This is a genomic window from Psychrobacter sp. M4, assembly GCF_055699795.1.
This window is the reverse complement of sequence record NZ_CM146740.1, coordinates 519,936-538,057: the sequence shown is the minus strand read 5'-3', so window position 1 is coordinate 538,057 and position 18,122 is coordinate 519,936. Positions and strand designations below refer to the sequence as shown.

21 protein-coding genes are annotated in these 18,122 nt (G+C 41.8%); 13 read left to right on the top strand and 8 right to left on the bottom strand.

Going from position 1 to position 18,122, the window contains the following annotated elements:
- Nucleotides 1-207: 207 nt before the first annotated feature.
- The 5 genes from ACR63N_RS02290 (at nucleotide 208) to ACR63N_RS02270 (ending at nucleotide 3,576) form a co-directional block, all read left to right on the top strand.
- Nucleotides 208-1,020, top strand: a complete 813-nt coding sequence (locus tag ACR63N_RS02290) for a M48 family metallopeptidase (RefSeq protein WP_367105579.1) — start codon at nucleotides 208-210, stop codon at nucleotides 1,018-1,020.
- A 208-nt stretch (nucleotides 1,021-1,228) separates the two neighbouring features.
- A complete protein-coding gene (locus ACR63N_RS02285) occupies nucleotides 1,229-1,573 on the top strand; it encodes a BolA family protein (RefSeq protein ID WP_472782401.1) in 345 nt (114 codons plus the stop codon).
- Nucleotides 1,574-1,665: 92 nt separating this feature from the next.
- Nucleotides 1,666-2,025 carry a SirB2 family protein gene (locus ACR63N_RS02280; RefSeq protein ID WP_472782400.1) on the top strand — a complete coding sequence of 120 codons (360 nt, stop codon included), beginning with the start codon at nucleotides 1,666-1,668 and terminating at the stop codon, nucleotides 2,023-2,025.
- A 96-nt stretch (nucleotides 2,026-2,121) separates the two neighbouring features.
- Nucleotides 2,122-2,523 carry a hypothetical protein gene (locus tag ACR63N_RS02275; protein WP_367109761.1) on the top strand — a complete coding sequence of 134 codons (402 nt, stop codon included), beginning with the start codon at nucleotides 2,122-2,124 and terminating at the stop codon, nucleotides 2,521-2,523.
- Between the two features lie 39 nt (nucleotides 2,524-2,562).
- Nucleotides 2,563-3,576, top strand: coding sequence for a J domain-containing protein (locus ACR63N_RS02270; RefSeq protein WP_472782399.1), 1,014 nt, complete (start codon nucleotides 2,563-2,565; stop codon nucleotides 3,574-3,576).
- Nucleotides 3,577-3,774: 198 nt separating this feature from the next.
- Here the strand turns inward: ACR63N_RS02270 and trxC are convergent, their stop codons facing one another.
- The 3 genes from trxC to ACR63N_RS02255 form a co-directional block, all read right to left on the bottom strand.
- Nucleotides 3,775-4,212: a thioredoxin TrxC gene (gene trxC / locus ACR63N_RS02265; RefSeq protein WP_472782398.1), complete on the bottom strand. Its 438-nt coding sequence runs from the start codon at nucleotides 4,210-4,212 to the stop codon at nucleotides 3,775-3,777.
- A gap of 72 nt (nucleotides 4,213-4,284) precedes the next feature.
- Nucleotides 4,285-4,923: a class I SAM-dependent methyltransferase gene (locus ACR63N_RS02260; RefSeq protein ID WP_367105574.1), complete on the bottom strand. Its 639-nt coding sequence runs from the start codon at nucleotides 4,921-4,923 to the stop codon at nucleotides 4,285-4,287.
- Nucleotides 4,924-5,020: 97 nt separating this feature from the next.
- The gene (locus ACR63N_RS02255; RefSeq protein WP_367105573.1) at nucleotides 5,021-5,890 is read right to left on the bottom strand and encodes an MBL fold metallo-hydrolase; all 870 of its coding nucleotides are present in this window, start codon (nucleotides 5,888-5,890) and stop codon (nucleotides 5,021-5,023) included.
- Nucleotides 5,891-6,197: 307 nt separating this feature from the next.
- On the opposite strand from ACR63N_RS02255, the gene ACR63N_RS02250 reads away from it, so the two are divergent.
- From ACR63N_RS02250 to ACR63N_RS02230, 5 genes are all read left to right on the top strand, one after another.
- Nucleotides 6,198-6,548 carry an ArsR/SmtB family transcription factor gene (locus ACR63N_RS02250; protein ID WP_367105572.1) on the top strand — a complete coding sequence of 117 codons (351 nt, stop codon included), beginning with the start codon at nucleotides 6,198-6,200 and terminating at the stop codon, nucleotides 6,546-6,548.
- Between the two features lie 82 nt (nucleotides 6,549-6,630).
- Nucleotides 6,631-8,340, top strand: coding sequence for a SulP family inorganic anion transporter (locus ACR63N_RS02245; protein WP_472782397.1), 1,710 nt, complete (start codon nucleotides 6,631-6,633; stop codon nucleotides 8,338-8,340).
- Between the two features lie 190 nt (nucleotides 8,341-8,530).
- Nucleotides 8,531-8,857, top strand: a complete 327-nt coding sequence (locus ACR63N_RS02240) for a protein tyrosine phosphatase family protein (RefSeq protein WP_472782396.1) — start codon at nucleotides 8,531-8,533, stop codon at nucleotides 8,855-8,857.
- A gap of 99 nt (nucleotides 8,858-8,956) precedes the next feature.
- Entirely contained in the window at nucleotides 8,957-9,289 is a 333-nt protein-coding gene (locus ACR63N_RS02235; RefSeq protein ID WP_367105569.1) for a protein tyrosine phosphatase family protein, read from the top strand.
- A 362-nt stretch (nucleotides 9,290-9,651) separates the two neighbouring features.
- Complete coding sequence (locus tag ACR63N_RS02230) at nucleotides 9,652-10,512, top strand: bile acid:sodium symporter family protein (RefSeq protein ID WP_472782395.1); 861 nt, start codon at nucleotides 9,652-9,654, stop codon at nucleotides 10,510-10,512.
- A 94-nt stretch (nucleotides 10,513-10,606) separates the two neighbouring features.
- Here the strand turns inward: ACR63N_RS02230 and ahpF are convergent, their stop codons facing one another.
- A complete protein-coding gene (ahpF, locus tag ACR63N_RS02225; protein ID WP_472782394.1) occupies nucleotides 10,607-12,193 on the bottom strand; it encodes an alkyl hydroperoxide reductase subunit F in 1,587 nt (528 codons plus the stop codon).
- 482 nt (nucleotides 12,194-12,675) lie between these two features.
- Between ahpF and ACR63N_RS02220 the strand changes: the two genes are divergently transcribed.
- A complete protein-coding gene (locus ACR63N_RS02220; protein WP_367105566.1) occupies nucleotides 12,676-12,924 on the top strand; it encodes a YdcH family protein in 249 nt (82 codons plus the stop codon).
- A 169-nt stretch (nucleotides 12,925-13,093) separates the two neighbouring features.
- Here the strand turns inward: ACR63N_RS02220 and ACR63N_RS02215 are convergent, their stop codons facing one another.
- Both ACR63N_RS02215 and ahpC read right to left on the bottom strand, forming a co-directional pair.
- Complete coding sequence (locus tag ACR63N_RS02215) at nucleotides 13,094-13,960, bottom strand: SDR family oxidoreductase (protein WP_367109757.1); 867 nt, start codon at nucleotides 13,958-13,960, stop codon at nucleotides 13,094-13,096.
- 294 nt (nucleotides 13,961-14,254) lie between these two features.
- Nucleotides 14,255-14,821: an alkyl hydroperoxide reductase subunit C gene (gene ahpC, locus ACR63N_RS02210; protein ID WP_367105564.1), complete on the bottom strand. Its 567-nt coding sequence runs from the start codon at nucleotides 14,819-14,821 to the stop codon at nucleotides 14,255-14,257.
- 340 nt (nucleotides 14,822-15,161) lie between these two features.
- Between ahpC and ACR63N_RS02205 the strand changes: the two genes are divergently transcribed.
- On the top strand, nucleotides 15,162-16,064 hold the full coding sequence (locus tag ACR63N_RS02205; protein WP_367109756.1) for a hydrogen peroxide-inducible genes activator: 903 nt from the start codon (nucleotides 15,162-15,164) through the stop codon (nucleotides 16,062-16,064).
- Nucleotides 16,065-16,114: 50 nt separating this feature from the next.
- Nucleotides 16,115-16,771 carry an HD domain-containing protein gene (locus ACR63N_RS02200; protein ID WP_472782393.1) on the top strand — a complete coding sequence of 219 codons (657 nt, stop codon included), beginning with the start codon at nucleotides 16,115-16,117 and terminating at the stop codon, nucleotides 16,769-16,771.
- Here the strand turns inward: ACR63N_RS02200 and ACR63N_RS02195 are convergent.
- Nucleotides 16,752-17,354, bottom strand: coding sequence for a methyltransferase domain-containing protein (locus ACR63N_RS02195; protein ID WP_367108918.1), 603 nt, complete (start codon nucleotides 17,352-17,354; stop codon nucleotides 16,752-16,754). The two genes, ACR63N_RS02200 and ACR63N_RS02195, sit on opposite strands and share 20 nt — an antisense overlap.
- A 78-nt stretch (nucleotides 17,355-17,432) precedes the next feature.
- On the bottom strand, nucleotides 17,433-18,110 hold the full coding sequence (locus tag ACR63N_RS02190) for a M48 family metallopeptidase (protein WP_367108919.1): 678 nt from the start codon (nucleotides 18,108-18,110) through the stop codon (nucleotides 17,433-17,435).
- Between the last annotated feature and the right edge of the window lie 12 nt (nucleotides 18,111-18,122).

Here is an 18,122-nt window from a genome sequence, read left to right as displayed (position 1 = left end):
TTTTATAGAGTAATAATCATTTTGCGCCATAATATAGGCGAACCTTTATCATTTACTATATATTTCTCGATTTTTACTTTACTTACTAAAATACTATTCTTTTGTTTACCCCTTACACTTATACTCTCAATCATACTTTGTGTTTTACTTTACAGGGCAACTTTTCTGTTTTGGTTTTAGAGTTAACATTTATAAAAGGAGATTTTTATGAAAAAATTACTTACCACTACGATAATGACGGCATCTTTATCAGCGCTGAGCTTAAGTGGCTGCTCAAGTACTACCAGTACCGGCGCTGTTGGTGTGGATCGTCAGCAGTTGTTATTGGTATCTAGTGAACAAGTTGAGCAGCTGTCCGCTCAAAGTTACAATAAAAGCATTCAAGAGGCACGTAAGCGCGGAGTTCTTGATACCAATCAAGCGCAGCTTAATCGTTTAAAAAATATCTCAAACCGTTTGATTGCACAAGTCTCAGCCTATCGTCCAGACGCGGCGCGCTGGAATTGGGAAGTACACACTATTAAATCAGAGCAGCTCAACGCTTTCGTTATGCCGGGTGGTAAGATTATGTTTTATACTGGTATTATCGATCGTCTAAACTTAACGGATGATGAGATTGCTGCCATTATGGGTCATGAGATGTCGCACGCGCTACGCGAACATTCACGCGAACGCTTGTCACGCGAGTATGCTACTCAAACGGGCATCGGAGTCGCCGCTAGTCTCTTTGGACTGACAGAAGGCCAAGCAGAGCTTGCCAACCTAGCAGGAGACTTTGGACTGAGTCGTCCACACAGCCGCACCCAAGAATCTGAGGCAGATCAAATTGGTCTTGAGCTGATGGCACGTGCAGGTTATAACCCACAAGCTTCTATTAGTCTGTGGCAAAAGATGCAGCGCGCAAGCCAAGGTGAGCCGCCACAATTTTTGAGCACTCACCCCACCAGTAGCAACCGTATTGCTCAGCTACAAGCGTTAATGCCAAAGGTTATGCCGCTATATCAACAAGCGCGACGCTAACAGTTAAATAGTCAATCAACTGTCGCCTGATTATTTTTTATAAGATTAAGCTATCAAAATATTAAGCAGAGTGCAGATCAAAATCGCACTCTGCTTTATTGTTGTTGCCAGCATTTTGCTCAACTTCCCTTGTCGCAGATTGGGTCTGCTATAATAACTAGCATACTACTATTAACCACCACCCTTTATTAACCGATTGAGGATCGCTATGAGCCTACTTAATTCGACCACTACTCCTACTGCTGACGCTATTAAAAAGGCGCTACAAGACCTAAATCCTCAGTACCTTGATTTGATCAATGAATCGATGAGCCATGCTGGCTACTTTGAAGGCAAGGAGAGTCACTTTAAACTAACTATCGTCAGCGATGACTTCATTGGTAAACGTTTGGTGGCGCGTCATCAGCTGGTTTACACTTTAGTAGCTGAGCTGCTGACTTCGCAAGGCGGCAATGTCCATGCCTTAGCGATTCATGCTTACACACCAGAAGAATGGCAATCTCAAGGCGTAAGTCCTGAAAGCCCCAATTGCGCTGGTCAAAATAAGGTATAGTGCGCCGGATAAAATGTAAAATAACTTTACCCCCTCCCTTTAATACTCAATGTTGAGTTTGTAAACGGCAATCGTAGAAGGAATGCTGGTTCATGAAACATCTACATACGCTTTTAGCAGTACTAGTCATTGGACTGTTTTTGTATCAAAGCTTTTTGGTGCTAAGTAGCAACAGGCGCGCGCCGCGTATGGTTAAAATCTCTACCCATATTCTTTATACCCTAATCATACTCTCAGGAGCTTGGATGCTGATGCAACTGATCATTGTCAATGCACCAGTACAATGGGTATTTGCCAAAATTATTTTGCTTATCGCTGCCATTAGCGCTAGTGTTAAGGCATTCAATCCTAATGCTAACCAGACTCAAAGCCGAGTCGGGATCGCTGTTGCTGGCATTGCTTATCTTGGTATCGTAATTTTGGCTTATGCTAAACCTGCAAACTTTTTTTAGTAAGTTAATAAAACATAGGTTAATTAAACACAATGTTTTACAGTACAATAAGCTAAGCATAGCGTCAAAACATCACCTTCGCCCTATGGAGTCACTATGAAAATCCTTACTACAGCTGCGTTACTAACCTCTGTTGGCATTCTTGGTCTCTCAGGCTGCGCCTCTACTGGTAAAGTTACCCCGCAATATGTGCCGCCAAGTACTTATCAGAACTATGATTGCCAAGCGTTAAGTCAAGAATATGCACGCGTTGAGCGCTACGTAAACGAGGCTCAAAAACAACAATCCACTCTATCAACCTCAGGAGTAGGCGTTGGCGTCTCTGCAGGACGCTGGGGTATCTCGCCTAATATCAGCTTTGGGGTAGGCAAAAGCAATAATACGCGTGCGCGCGACGCCAGATTATCGCGTCTGTATGGTGAAGCTGATGCGATTATTCAGTCGGCGCGCGTCAAACGTTGTAGCTTTGCCAATGGTATTAAGGTTTATGGTGAGTAATTGCCTTGTATTCAAATAAGTGTATGAGACTATATATCTATGGATAACATTCATACCTATTACGATGTCTTGATGGTGTCTAGAAACGCTTCTCAAGACGTCATTCGGGCAGCATTCAAATCATTATGTCAAAAATATCATCCTGATAGAAATATGCATCCAGACGCTGAGCGTATTTTTCAGCAGCTGAATGAAGCTTATAGTGTTTTATCAAATCCTGTTGAACGTAGTAAATACGATAAACAGTTACTAAATTATGAAAAAGAATTTAACAGTAATAATTATGAGGAAAACTATAAGCAATTTAAAAATAAAACTAGTTTATACAGTACTGAGTTAAGAAATAAAATTACTGAGTTAACGAATAAAATTAAGACTTTCTTTGAAAAAGCTGTAGAACTTATATTGCGCATAGGTTTTTTAGTTGTTATAGGCCTTTTGCTATTTGGCATAGTGGATGGTTATCAGTCATATTATGCATCAGAAAACTTAACTTACGCGCAAGAAGAGGTAATGGATGCTGCACAAGAATTAGATGAAGCTACACCGGAATTGGACGACTACGAAGACTATCCTTATATATCGGAAACCGCAGAAAACTTATTTGATAATAATAACGAATTACAACAAGTATCAAATATAGATTCTAGAACTCATGCGCCAAACGGCGAACCCTATCCAGATTCTGCAGGCTATGTAACTGGCTATCCACAACTCAATAATGATGGCGCTTCCATACTTACTATTGATAATAGTCAAAATACAGGGGCTATTTTTGGTAAACTATATTATCTAGATGAGTTACAAGACTCAGCGGTTCGATATTTTTATATTCCGAGTGGTGGCGGGCTTAATCTTCGCGATATTAGCCCTGGATACTATGATGTTCGGTATAGAGACCTTGAAAACGGACATATATCTAAATCTGAATCTATTCTCATTGAAGAATACGAAGACTATGATGGTGTAAGATTTAGTGAAATAACTATGACTTTATATAAAGTTTCCAATGGTAACATGCAGACATACTCTATCCCAGAAAGTGAATTTTAAAACTTCGGGATAATCACTAAAAAAGCCAATACTTATCAAGGTGTTGGCTTTTTGATTAGTAAAGGGCTTTATTTTTAGTTTTGCAAAAGCAGAATGCTGGGCTAAAGCCGCAGCCTACAGTAGTCCATACTAAGTTAGAATTTTCGTTAGATATGAAACTTCGATTTCTCTATATTACTATAATTTTAGAAGCTAATATTACGCTTGGAGGCTTTGTACCCACTGCACGATTTGGTTAGCAGGCAACGCACCGGATTGACGAGCGACTTCTTTACCGCTTCGATACGCTACCATCGTCGGCAGACTACGGATATTATATGGCGCTGCTGCTTGCTCATATTTATCGGTCTGTATTTTGGCAAAAACCACTTGCGGCAACTGACCAGCGGCTTCTTTAAACTGCGGCGCCATCATCAGACAAGGCTGACACCAGCTCGCCCAAAAATCTATGATCGTCAACACATCATTTTTTTGAATGGTTTTATTAATAGTTTGCGCGTTTAACTCACGAGGAGTGCCATTTAGTAGTGGCTGACCGCATTTGCCACAATTAAGCTGTGCACTTAGACGTGCTGCTGGCAGACGGTTGGTCGCTTGGCAGTTTGGACAGACGATATGGAAACTTGCTGCACTCATACGATTTTTCCTGTTCTAATCATTGTATTTTAATAATGGCGATCAGTCTGGCTTTATCAAGACAGTTTATCATTACCGTTTTTTATTTAGCTTAACTGCTTTATATGCTGAGCCACTGTACACATAGCTCATAGGTCGCAGGCCCGATAAATACTCCGCGTTTAGCTCCTCAATGATAAAACCACCAGCTTGCATAAGCGCTGGAATGTCACGATTTAGACGACAGCCGCCCGCTATTGGCTTCCAAAAAGGCGTTAGGCGATGCTGCCACCGCTCAACAGAAGGCTCAGGTGCCAAGCCATGTTCACAGAATAACAGCTTACCATTAGGCTTTAAAACTCGCGCCATCTCTTGAAGCGTCGATATCGGATCGTCAATACTGCATAAGGTAAAAGTCATAACGATAGTATCAAAACGGTCTGTTTCGGCATGGATGCCCTGCACGTCAGCCGCTATCATCTCAACGGAGGTATCGATAGCGGCGGCGCGCTTGCGAGCTAGAGTTTGCATTTGAGCGGCGGGATCAACACCAATGATGGCAGATACCTTTTGAGGATCATAAAACTGCAAGTTGAGACCACTACCGATACCAATCTCCAGCACCTCGCCTACCGCTTGTGGCACAACTTTGGCGCGTGCGCTCATCACCTCACCCATGCCGCAAGCCATATCAATCATTTTTGGCAGTACGTAACGTTCATAAGGATTCATTATTTTCGGCACCAAAGCTTATGTATTTGAGGGAATTGTTCTAATGATAACTTAACGCTTGCAAGTGTTCATCCTAAGCACGGCAAAATTAAACCTTTTATGAAAGTGCATTAAGCGGCACTTTTAGATAACGAACACCATTGTCTTCAGGCGCTGGCAAGTGACCGGCATCAATATTGACTTGCACTGAGGGAATAATGAGCCTTGGCATCTCAAGGGTGGCATCACGGCGCTCACGCATCTGTACAAATTCTGCCTCGTTGATACCATCCTTTACATGGATATTACTAAGCTTTTGTGCCGCTACCGTAGTGCTTGGACAGTGCTTGCGCCCTTGACTGGGATAATCATGACACAGATACATCATTGTATCCTCATCAAGCGCCAATAGTTTTTGGATTGAGCGATACAAGGTTTGAGCATCACCGCCTGGAAAATCACAACGCGCCGTACCCACATCAGGGGCAAATATCGTATCACCGGTAAAGACAGCCTGCTTTTCATTATCAGTCGCCACATAAGCCATATCGGCAGGCGTATGACCTGGTACATGCATAACGGTAATGTTAATACTACCAAGTGTCAAAACCGTCTCTTCATCGGTCAGAATATCAAACTGACTGGCATCGGTACGAAAACTGGTATCAAAGTTATAAATTTGTTTGAATGTTTTTTGTACTTCGGTGATGTACTTACCTATAACCAGCTTGCCGCCCAAGGTTTCTTTGACATGAATAGCCGCTGATAAATGATCGGCATGCGCATGAGTTTCTATAATATAGACCAGCTCCCACTCTTGCTCGCGCACAAACTCAATCACTTCATCCACACTGTTTGTGGCTGTGCTGCCAGCCTTAGGGTCAAAATCTAATACCGGATCAATGATTGCACACAGCTTTTGCTTAGCATCCGCTAATACGTGGGTATAAGTTTCTGTATCGTCATGTAAAAAAGAATGAACTTGCATATTTACCTCTTCATTATCTTTTTGCTGTCTTTAATAATTTTTAGTAATTATTTAGTAATTATTTAGTACAAATCAGCGTTTATAATGATTAACAATATAGCAGTGATTATACACTTTATCAATTTATATAATGTAATTAAGAATATTTTGGTATAATTACGCATATCCTTGCTAATTAGCTATAATTCATTCAATAAAAAATGCGATAATTATGTAACATTTTTACTTAAATAAGGAGCTTATTCTGACAACCTCTATTTTAGCTTCCACTTCAACCACACCAGAAGACTCAGTACCTGCAAACGAGATGGAAAATACTACAGAATCAAACCTGACAGATTTTGCACCGATAGATCTTGCCAAACAAATGCAAGAGGCTTCCTTGCAAGCCAGTCAATTACTAAAATCATTATCACATCCCGATCGTTTGTTATTATTGTGTCAGTTGACCCAAGGCGAATACTGTGTTGGGGAGCTTGAGCGCTTAGTCGGTGTGGGGCAGCCCAGTCTCTCTCAGCAGTTAGGTATCCTGCGTAAAGATGAGCTAGTAGCTACGCGCCGCGAAGGTAAGCAGATTTATTATCGTATTGCTAGTGATGATGCTTTGGCCGTCTTGCAGCTGCTATACCAACGTTTCTGTTCTCAAACTGATTCATAATTAGTTGTGCTGTTTATAGTTACGTGGCTATATTTTTGATTACAACACTTTTATGATGATGTTTTTATGCTGACCTATTAATATGCCGTCTATGATTGCTCGTCTGATTCCCACTTGGCTCAGGCAATACCAGCTTGCTACTCTAGCGACTGATATTATTGCCGGATTGGTAGTCGGTGTACTGGTCATTCCGCAAAGTTTAGGTTACGCGGTGTTAGCAGGGCTACCGCCAGTTTATGGTCTTTATGCAGCGATTGTGCCCGTCGTTGTCTATGCCTGGTTTGGCTCTAGCAACGTACAAGCGGTGGGACCCGTTGCTATTACTGCTATTATGACCGCCAGTAGCTTGCAAGCATACGCTGATAAAGGCGCTGAGCAATATGCTTTAATGGCAAGTCTGCTAGCCTTTATGGTAGGAGCGCTACTTTGGATCGCAGGACAGCTCAAACTTGGCTGGATCATGCAATTTATTAGTCGTGGGGTGTCAGCAGGGTTTGTGAGCGGCGCTGCGGTATTGATTTTTGTAAGTCAGCTCAAATATATAACGGCGATTCCTGTAGCAGGAAGTAGCTTGATTGATTATCTAACCACTATGCAGATGTATGCACGTCAGCTACACCCATTAACACTGCTTATCGGCGTGATCGCTTTTATTCTTTTAACCACGAATCGTTATGCAGGGGTTTGGGTATGGCGCTCTTGGTTGTCCGGTACCTACGCTAAATGGGCTGAGCGCTTATTTCCGCTTATTTTATTAGGTATAGCGATTCTGCTTAGCATGGGGTTACACTGGTCAATCAAAGGCGTGGACACGATTGGCAGTATTCCACAAGGACTACCAAGCTTTACGCTACCGTATGTACCAGAATTTAGCGAAGCGCTAAATCTGCTGCCAACAGCAGGACTCATGGCGCTCATTATCTTTGTTTCTAGTAGCTCAGTTGCCAGTACTTATGCACGCCTTCGCAGCGAGACATTCGATGCCGATCGTGAGCTTACGGGGCTAGGTCTTGCCAATCTGGCGGGCGGTTTGTTTCAAAGCTTTGCTGTAGCAGGCGGATTTTCGCGTACTGCTATCAATGCTGACTCAGGCGCTAAAACGCCGCTGGCTAGTCTGGTCACAGTCATAGTGATGATTGCCGCCTTGATCGCCTTTGGCAATGCTCTCGCTCCCCTGCCCTATGCCATTTTGGGTGCCACGATCATGGCCTCTATTATTAGCCTAATCGATGTCACAACTTTAAGAGAAGCTTGGCGACGTGACCGTTTAGACGCTGCCAGTTTTTTAGCGGCATTTATTGGTGTACTAATATTTGGACTCAACACTGGTTTGGTCATTGGACTTATGGTGTCGTTTGCCAGCTTAATTTTGCAATCAAGCCAGCCGCACGTTGCCATCGTTGGTCAGCTGGCAGGTAGTGGTCACTTTCGTAATATTAATCGCCATAATGTAGTCACTTTTAGCCATTTATTAATACTACGTATTGATGAGAGCTTATTCTTTGGCAATAGCGAATCCGTACATCGCCGCATACTACAAGCGACTAAAGAGTATTCAAAGGCGCATGAGATTATCCTGATTATGGCGGCTGTTAATCATATTGATCTGACCGCGCAAGAGATGCTGATCACGCTAAATAAAGAGCTGGTTTCGCAAAATAAGCGCTTGCATTTTAGTTTTGTTAAAGGCCCTGTCATGGACATCATTGAACATACGCCGCTCATTACTGAATTATCGGGGCAAGTTTATTTAAGTACGATGGATGCTGTCAATGATCTAAAAGATGATTAGTAACGCTCTACCGCTAAAATGCTAAACGGTTATTTTAAATTAGCAACAGCTATTGGCGTCTATTACGAAATACCGTTATGATAGTAAGCTCCTTAAGCTAAAAAGGCTTATAGTGAAAACAACAGCAGTAACAGTATTACCCTATCTTTGTATTTTTTATAGGCTTTAATAAAGCCTACAGGCATTTTTTATGACTGACAATCTAACGATTTATAAGCAGATTTACCCTGTTCAATGTGCCAAGCTTGCTGATTTAGGCTACCGTTCGGTGCTAAACATACGTCCTGATGATGAGCACATCACCCAACCTACGAGCGATGCTTTGGCAACGGCTACTGAGCATGCAAATCTAACCTATCATTACCTGCCATTTGATGATGAACGCTTAAACCTAGCAACCGTTGAGCAGTTTGCTAAGTACTACCATGCCATGCCAAAACCTATATTGGTCTTTTGCGGTACTGGTGCGCGCGCCAAATTGCTTTATCAAAGTGCACTGATGCAAGGTCTGTTATAACTGTTTATAATCTCCACTTCTTTAAAAAACCTTCCTTAACCCCAAAGTATTCTTAGAATAAGAATAATAGTAAATAATAACAGTAGCTAAGGAGCTGCCATGAACCATCAAATCAGTATTACTGGACAAATCACTCCAGCCCAAGTACCTATGATCGCTGAAAATGGCTTTAAAACCATCATCAACAATCGTCCCGATGGTGAAGAGCCTAATCAACCTACCAGCGCTGAGATTGCTGCAGCTGCCGAAAAAGAAGGGCTGGCTTATAAAGAGATATCCTTTGCTGGTAATGAGATGAATCAAAGCCACGTTGAGCGCTTCGCTGAATATTTCAATCAGGCTGAGCAGCCTATTTTAATATATTGCCGTACTGGCAATCGCTCAACAGGTCTCTATGAGACAGCGAAGCAGATGGATTTGTTGGATGACTAGCATAACTAGCAACTAAACAAGTGCTACTGAGGAACTAATATAGTCATCACATACGTTTACTAATTGCGCCCGTCCAAAATTTGGATGGGCGTTTTTTATGGCCGTCTTTACGATTTATTCCATTCATCTCATCAAACTAAACCTCAATAATGGCATAATAAAATACCATTCACAAAGCTCAATAGGCGTATTTTATGCAAAAACCCCTACTTAATATAACGTTTATCTTATACAACAATGTAAACTACAATAAGGTTTAAGATTATATAGATACTACTATTAGATAGGCTAAATAGGACAAGGAGCATGAGCCGTCCGAAAAGTCACGACCTGACGACTTTTAACTCTACAAGGAATGTTTCATGAGTGATATTGCATTTGCTTTACTGCCATTGGCGCTGGCCTACATTATGTTTACCTTGGGAGCGGGGTTAAAACCCAGTGATTTTAAGGTTATCGTTAATTATCCCAAGGCCTTTTTTATAGGTCTAGTCAATCAGGTCATTTTGGTACCTTTGGTTGCTTTAGCGGTGGTACTCATCACCACGCCGCCGCCTGCCATTGCTTTTGGTATTATGCTCATCAGCTTTTGTCCTGGCGGCGTTACTAGTAATATGCTTAGCTTTTATGCCAAAGGTAATGTGGCGCTTTCAATTGCGCTTACCGGCGTCGTCAGTTTGCTATCGGTTATTACCTTACCTATCCTGATTACCTTAGCGTTTGACCACTTTATGCAAGACCAAGCAGGCTCTATTAGCGCGGTAAAAATTGGCGTGGTTATGTTTTTATTAACCGCTTTGCCCGTAAGCCTTGGTATGCTAGCGCGCTATAAGTTCAAAAATTTTATGGAGCGCAAAAGCGGTATTCTTAATGGTCTAGCCAGCGTCTTTTTTGTGTTGATTGTTTTGGCGGCTATTGCTTCTAATTGGGAATTACTAAAATCACAAGCGGCATTAATTGGCTTGGAGCTCGTCTCTATCATTGTAATTTTATTTGCTTTGAGTATGCTGATCTCTAGAGTGTTAAAACTGAGCTGGTTCGATACCAAGACCGTTGCGATAGAGACTAGTATTCAAAACAGTACTACAGCGATCACTTTGGCACCGATTATTATGGGAACAGCGGCAGGTCTGCCTGCTATCGCCCTGCCCGCTGCTTTATACGGCGTACTTATGTATATTATTGCCCTGCCTGTTATTGCTGTGATTCGGAATAAAGAGTGATGCTAGTCTCTTGAGACAATAACTATAAAAAAACACAGTTATAAAAAAAGCCACCCTTTTTTAGGTGGCTTTTCAATCAAAACTAGCTTCAAACTTACTGCATAACTAAATATTCAAAAGCACTCAAAGCCGCTTTAGAACCCTCACCCATCGCAATATTGATCTGCTTAAAGGGCACCGTAGTCACGTCACCACAAGCAAAGATACCTTTGCGGTCAGTACGACATTTCTCATCAATCTCAATCTCGCCAAAGCGGTTGACATCTACAAAGCCTTTGACAAATTCAGTATTGGGCACCAGGCCAATCTGTACAAACACGCCCGCTAGATCACGCTCATGGGTCTCGCCCGTTTTGCGATCTTCAAAGATAATAGAGCTGACTTTACCATCGGTCGCTTTGATCTCTTTGGTCGCAGCGGCTGTGATAAATTCAATGTTACTTTTCTCTTTGGCTTTATTGATTAGCACCTGATCGGCTTTGAGCTCATCTGCGAATTCAAGGACGGTTACATGTTTAACGATACCTGCCAAATCAAGCGCCGCCTCAATTCCTGAGTTACCACCGCCTACGACTGATATCTCTTTATCTTTAAAGAAAGGACCGTCACAGTGCGCACAATATGCCACACCTTTACCAATGTTTTCCTCTTCCCCTGGTACGCCAAGCTTACGCCACTGCGCGCCAGTTGCTAGAATAATACTACGAGTCTCAAACGTCTCACCGGTATTGAGGTGAATACTATAATTCTCCTCTTCAGTCTCGCCAATCTCTTTGACCGTCACATGCTGTTTGAGGGTAATATTATATTCCTGCAAATGCTTTTCAAAGTCTGATGACAGATGCGTACCCGTAGTTAATGGTACTGATATCAAATTCTCAATATCTTGCGTGTCTTTGACCTGCCCACCAATACGGTCGGCAACCATAGTCACTTTTAGACCTTTACGCGCCGTATAAATCGCTGCAGCAACACCTGCAGGACCTGCACCGATGATAGTAACATCTTGCTGCTCTAACTGCTCAGCATCATCGCTACCTTCGCTTAACAAGTCAGGGAATTGCTCTTGCAATTTTGCGATAAGTTTGGCGGTATCAATTAAACCATTGGCAAAAGGTTTACCGTTCAAAAATACTGCTGGTACGCCTTGGATGTTATTAGCTTCTACTTGTTCTTGGAACAGCGCGCCGTCGATCATCTCGTTGCTAATGCCTTCATTTAATAATGAAAACTGGTTTAGCGCTTGTACGACCTCAGGGCAGCTGTGACAAGAGAGTGAAACATAAGTTTGAAACTCTAGGGGCTTTTGAATGCGTTTAACTAAACTTTGAATACCTTCATCAAGCTTTAGCGTATGGCCGCCAGCCTGCAAAATCGCTAGAATAAGTGAGGTAAATTCATGCCCGCCTGGTATACCGCTAAATACTACGCCGTTATCAACTAGGTCGCCATCTATATGGCTACGAACAGCGAAGCTGATCGGGCTTGGTAAGCTACTATCAATAAACCCATCATCGTTTACATCAAAGTTAATTTTATCTGTTGTGCCAGCGATTTTGGTTAGAAAATCTATCAGCTCGCTGCGTTTTTCATGCTCACCGCTACCCAGTATAAAACTGATCGAGCGTGTCATATTTTCACTGTAACTTTTTACGGCATCTAGTAAACTTTGGTCTATCATGTTTGTTCCTCATTATTATCAATAACTATCAAATATGTAATGTTAGCGTCTAGACTGCAACTGTAGATCTGTAAAATTATAGCAATTCAATATCAATTACTAGCTTTTACCAGTCTCCAAAAATATAGTTTTAATTGAGCCTATAACTTTCAATAGCCCTATTATCGGTAGTTTCGAGGTTTTGAGCAAGCGTAAAAACCCAAACTATATAATATATAAAATCAATCATAAGTCATATTTTTTATCTTATTACTAATACACCAATCCAATAATAGTCATGGTGCAAAGGTTATTTTTTCGCTACAATCAATAATAGTTATAAGAATAATTGTTGATTTTTACCTTTGATTAAACCCCCTAATTAAAGGAGCTTTTGATACTGAATCTTATAGCGGTAAGGTCTCACCATCATTAACTGTTTCAACCACCATGCGCCGATGATACTTTACATTGATTCGCCGCTCACTTATAAGGATGAACACATGAGAAAGACTGATACTTGGCAAGATAATAGAGATATTATTAGCGAGCTTAAGCAAAAGGATAGCCATTTTGCGATTATTTTTGATGAGCATACTCAGCTCGATCAACAGATTAACCAGCTCGAAAAAGATAGGATCACCCAAGCCAGCTGTGATGAGGAAATTGAGCAGATGAAACGGCGCAAACTACAGCTCAAAGACGAGATTTATAGAATAATTGATAAAAATAAAATTAAATCTTTTTCATAGTCTAGTTTCGCTTCAATAGTTTTGTTTTAACAAACAAAATTTATATAAACTAATAGCTATATACTCTAATAAACAGTACCGCTACGCGCTTTGTTACTACTAACGACGATCTTGTAGTTAGCAAAAAGTAGCGGTACTTTATTTGCTGCATCTACTGCCAAACGCTAGGCTAACCGCCAACGATCTCTCCACCATTGACATGGATGACTTGACCGGTAACATAACTTGCATCGTCACTCGCCAAATATAAATAGGCAGGTGCAACTTCGTTGGGCTGACCAGCACGTCCCATGGGCGAGTTTTTTCCAAATTCTTCGATCTCATCAGGTTTAAAAGATGCCACAATAAGCGGCGTCCAAATAGGTCCGGGCGCGACTCCATTAACTCGAATGCCTTTATCGTTACTCATTAAGTTATTGGACAGAGCGCGAGTAAAAGACAAGATTGCACCTTTTGTCGATGCGTAGTCAATTAAGTGGTCACTGCCTCGATAGGCGGTAATAGAGGTAGTATTAATAATACTGCTTCCCACTTTCATATACGGCAAGGCGTATTTACTCAACCAAAAATGAGGATAAAAGTTAGTATGAATCGTCTTGTCAAGCTGCTCGGTACTGATGTCGGCCAACGTCTGTTGTTCAACCTGCCTGCCCGCATTGTTAACCAAAATATCAATAGCGCCAAATTCAGTAATTGTTTTGTCTATCAGCTGTTGGCAATTGGCTTCTTGAGATAATTCTGAGGCCACTAGTAAACAGCGGCGGTTATAAGACTCGATATGCTTCTTAGTCACTTGAGCGTCCTCATCTTCGCATAGATAGCTGACTACTACATCCGCGCCTTCTTTGGCAAATAAAATAGCGACAGCCTGCCCGATGCCACTGTCAGCGCCCGTCACGATAGCTACCTTGCCAGCAAGTTTGCCATCTGGATACTCGCGTGGTAAAACCTCAGGACTTGGATGCTGAGCTTGTTGTGAGCCGGGTAAAGACTGTTGTTGTTTAGGAAAGTCTTTATCTGAGTTTTGGTTAGCCATGAGTTTGCTCCTTTACAAAACTGTTTAGTGAAGTTTTTTATACCTTTTAGTATTAATATAAGTTTTATTGTTAGTTTAGAGAGTTTTATTATTGTGGGTATTTTTAGTAGTTTGGTATAGATAGATAGCTTCGATAAAAACTGATGGCAAATTATAGGAAAGATATAAGCATAAAAAAACCTCTATCAACCGTAGCTGATAGAGGCCTGATTTATAGCATTATTTACACAATTTGTTATATAAACTTAGAAGTTATAAATAAAACTATTCTTGATTTGCCGATAAAGCTAATGCTTAGATTTTACCAACTAGATCAAGACTTGGCTTAAGAGTAGCTTGACCTTGTTCCCAAGCTGCTGGGCATACTTCACCGTCGTTATCACGGACATATTGTGCCGCTTTAACTTTACGAACCATGTCTTTTGCGCTACGGCCAATACCTAAGTCATGAATCTCAGCAACTTTGATTAGACCATCTGGATCAACGATGAACGTACCGCGAAGCGCTGCGTTATCTTCTTCGATCATGATGTTGAAGCCACGAGTAATTTTACCAGTACCGTCACCTAACATTGGGAATTTTACTTTGCCGATAGCTTCTGAAGCATCATGCCATGCTTTATGCACAAAATGAGTATCTGTTGATACAGAGTAGACTTCTACGCCAAGCTCTTTTAGCTCATCATAATGATTAGCCATGTCTTCAAGCTCAGTTGGGCATACGAACGTAAAGTCATGGGGGTAGAACATAAAGATCGCCCAGTTGCCTTTTACGTCGTCAGAAGTAATAGTTTTGAATTCACCATTTACAAATGCTTCAGTTGAGAATTCTGGGATTTCTTGATTAATAATAGCTGCCATAATTGGCTCCTTCGTTACGAGTTAATTAAATTAAAAGTAAATTGATTTAGTTTATTCCAGACTTATAGCTCTTATTTTTAACACCGCATTTGCAGCTAAGCGCTTTGCCTGTACTGGATTACCTGAACTACTATACTTGAATCCTATAGTTAATCTAGTTAAAAGTTTTTAATGTGATGTTTTGTTTTATCAAACTTGTTAAACTATTCTATCCACTGTTACCCTTTGAATAATGACACGTAAACCATCTATGCCTAAAACCTGATTCACTATAGAATAATTTTAAAAATAGTTTTATCAATTTGTTTAATATCGTTAGATATATAAAAAGAGAGACTTTATGATTACCTTACGTCAACTTGAATTTGCCCTAGCCGTCGCTAAACATCGCCATTTTAAACGTGCGGCTGAAGATTGCAACATTTCGCAGTCGGCACTAAGCTTAGGTATAGCGGAGCTTGAAAAACAGCTGGATACACAAATCTTTGAGCGCAATAATAAGCAAGTATTGATCACCCCTATTGGGCAAGAGATCTTGACGCGCGCGCAGCGGGTATTTTCTGAGGTGCGTGATTTGACGACGCGCGCGCACAGTCATCAGACTGCGCTGGCTTATCCGATGACGGTTGGCATCATTCCCACTATTGCCCCTTATTTGCTGCCCAAAGTACTGCCTGCTCTCAAAAAACACTACCCAGAATTTCGTATGACTATCGTTGAGCAGCAAACTGAGCGCTTACTTGAGCAGGTGCGCTATGGTCATATCGATACCGCTATTATCGCCCTACCCCATGCAGTAGATGGGCTGCATACGTTTGAGTTTTGGAGTGAGGATTTCTTTGCTGTCTTTCCAAAAGATGATGTTCATGCCAAATTAAAAACTATAAACTCTGATGAGCTGGCGACTGCAAATTTAATGCTCTTAGGTGAAGGGCACTGTCTCACTGACCAAACGCTGTCCGTCTGCCATTTTGACCGTGAACAGATAAAATCAAGCTTCTCTGATGCCAGTCTTAACACTTTAATCCAGATGGCACTTGCCAATATGGGTACGACGCTGGTACCGGAGATGGCACTCAATCAGCTGCACTTACAAAACCAAAATGCAGTGGCTGTGCCTTTAGCCGAAAAAGGTCCGCATCGACATATTGCTTTTGTCACGCGCCTAAACTACGCGCGCGTCGATGACGTTAATCTTTTAGGCGATGTATTTAAAGAGGCGCTTGAGGAAGCAGCGCAGTAAATCTAGTACTAACAAACCTAGTAATAAATAGCGAGAAAACTGAATTAACTATGCCCGATATCTTGCACTCCTCCTCCGATTTATCTAAAGCTTTTAGGCTACACCTAAGTGCTATCAATGGCGCTATTAAGCCTGCTGACAGCAAAGTGCTTTGGCAAGATATCGCGGTTCGTTATAGTGAATCAGCGCGTGCTTATCATACTCTACGTCATTTAGAACAGCTCTTTGCGCAGTTTAAAGTGATTGAGAAGTGGCTTTATGAGCCAAATATTATTGCGCTAGCGTTATATTATCATGACGTCATCTACGATCCTACCCGAGCTGACAATGAGCTTAAGAGTGCTGAATATGCCATAGATAAGTTGAAAGATTATTTAACTCAGACTCAATGCCAGCGTATTTATGAGCTAATTATGATGACGGCTAAGCATCAGCTTGATAATAAAACCGATAGCGATGGCGCTTATCTGCTAGATATGGATTTGAGTATTTTGGGGTCACATGAGTCTGATTATCAGCAGTATGCCGCGGCGGTGCGCCAAGAATATGCGCACGTATCAGCAGCGAATTACCGTACTGGACGTACCGCAATTTTACAAGGTTTACTGGCGCATTCTCGGCTATACATAACGGACTATTATTATCAGCGTTTAGAGGCACTAGCAAGACAGAATATTAAGCGCGAAATCATTTTGCTCGCAGCTTAATAAATAACTCGCTCCCTTGGCGCGCAGGATGCGAGTTATAGCTAGTCTGCATAATTTCGATATCAAAGTAGGGCGCAAAACGCTGCTGATATTCCTCTTTAGTGCCACCAAATGGAGGCCCTTCATGCTCGAAAGCAACGTCAAATAGCAATCCTACCAACTTCCCCTTAGGCTTTAGCAGCGTCGCCATTTGCTGGACGTACTCATCACGGCGCGCAGGATTTATGGCACAAAAAAACGTCTGTTCAAGCGCCCAATCAAACTGATACTTATCAGAAGATAAGGCAAAAAAGTCCGCGCAGATTAAATGATCACTTGGAAAGTCCGGATAACGCTTGGCAAAGTCCTCAATAGGCGCTGGCGCAAAATCAACTAGCGTCACGTTAGTAAAGCCTTGATCATGTAGGTAGCCGACTTCATAAGCGTTGCCCGCGCCCGCAACCAAGATCGCCTCACTCTTCGCTGATGCAGGCAATTGATCAATATAAGCTTTTAGTGGCGGCGACACCTCGCCCATGTCCCACTTTATACTATTTTGCTCATAATGCTGCTGCCAAAACTTGGCTTGATTGACATTGTCCATCGGATATCCTTATTTTTTAAAGCTTCATCTTAGCAGATTATTCTCTTATATCACGATTGTTAAAAACTTAGAGCAACTTTAGTCTAAGCGTCCTGACTTACCTGCCAATCTGTCGTGCCACTGCTGATAATCTGGCATCGCCGTTGCCACTGTTTGCCAAAAAGCTCGGCTATGATTAGCGTGATGCAAATGACACAGTTCGTGAACGATCACGTACTCACAGCATTCAATAGGATAGGCAGGCAAGTAAACGGACAACCAAATGCGGCGTGCGCGTGTATTACAACTGCCCCAGCGCGTGTGCATTTTTTTTAGCCGAACCTCACTAGCAGTAGCGCCAACGATAGGTTGCCATTTGTCGAATAAGGCAGGCAGAACATCAGAGAGCTGCTGACGGTAATAAGCTACTTTTTCATCAGGATTTAGGCTAAGCTTTTGCGGTTTACCCCAAAGCCAAATAGGACTATCAGCACTTGCTGATTCAGATTCAAGGCTTTGTTTGCGCTGATACTGCTCAAGCACTTTTGCATGATTATCTAGCGCCCAAGGGACGCGCCTAGCGATAGCTTCCACCATTTGGGTGGTGTTAATCGACATCGGTACTGAAACGGATAAGCAATAAGGTTTTAGGCGGAAGTTAATGTTTTTGACACGTTTTTTGGTGACATAAAGCTCAATACCTGCTATCGCCAAACGCTGCCTGAGACTGTCCAATGAAGTAGCTTTAGGATTTGCTAAGAATTCAGTTTTAGTCATTGAATACTCTTA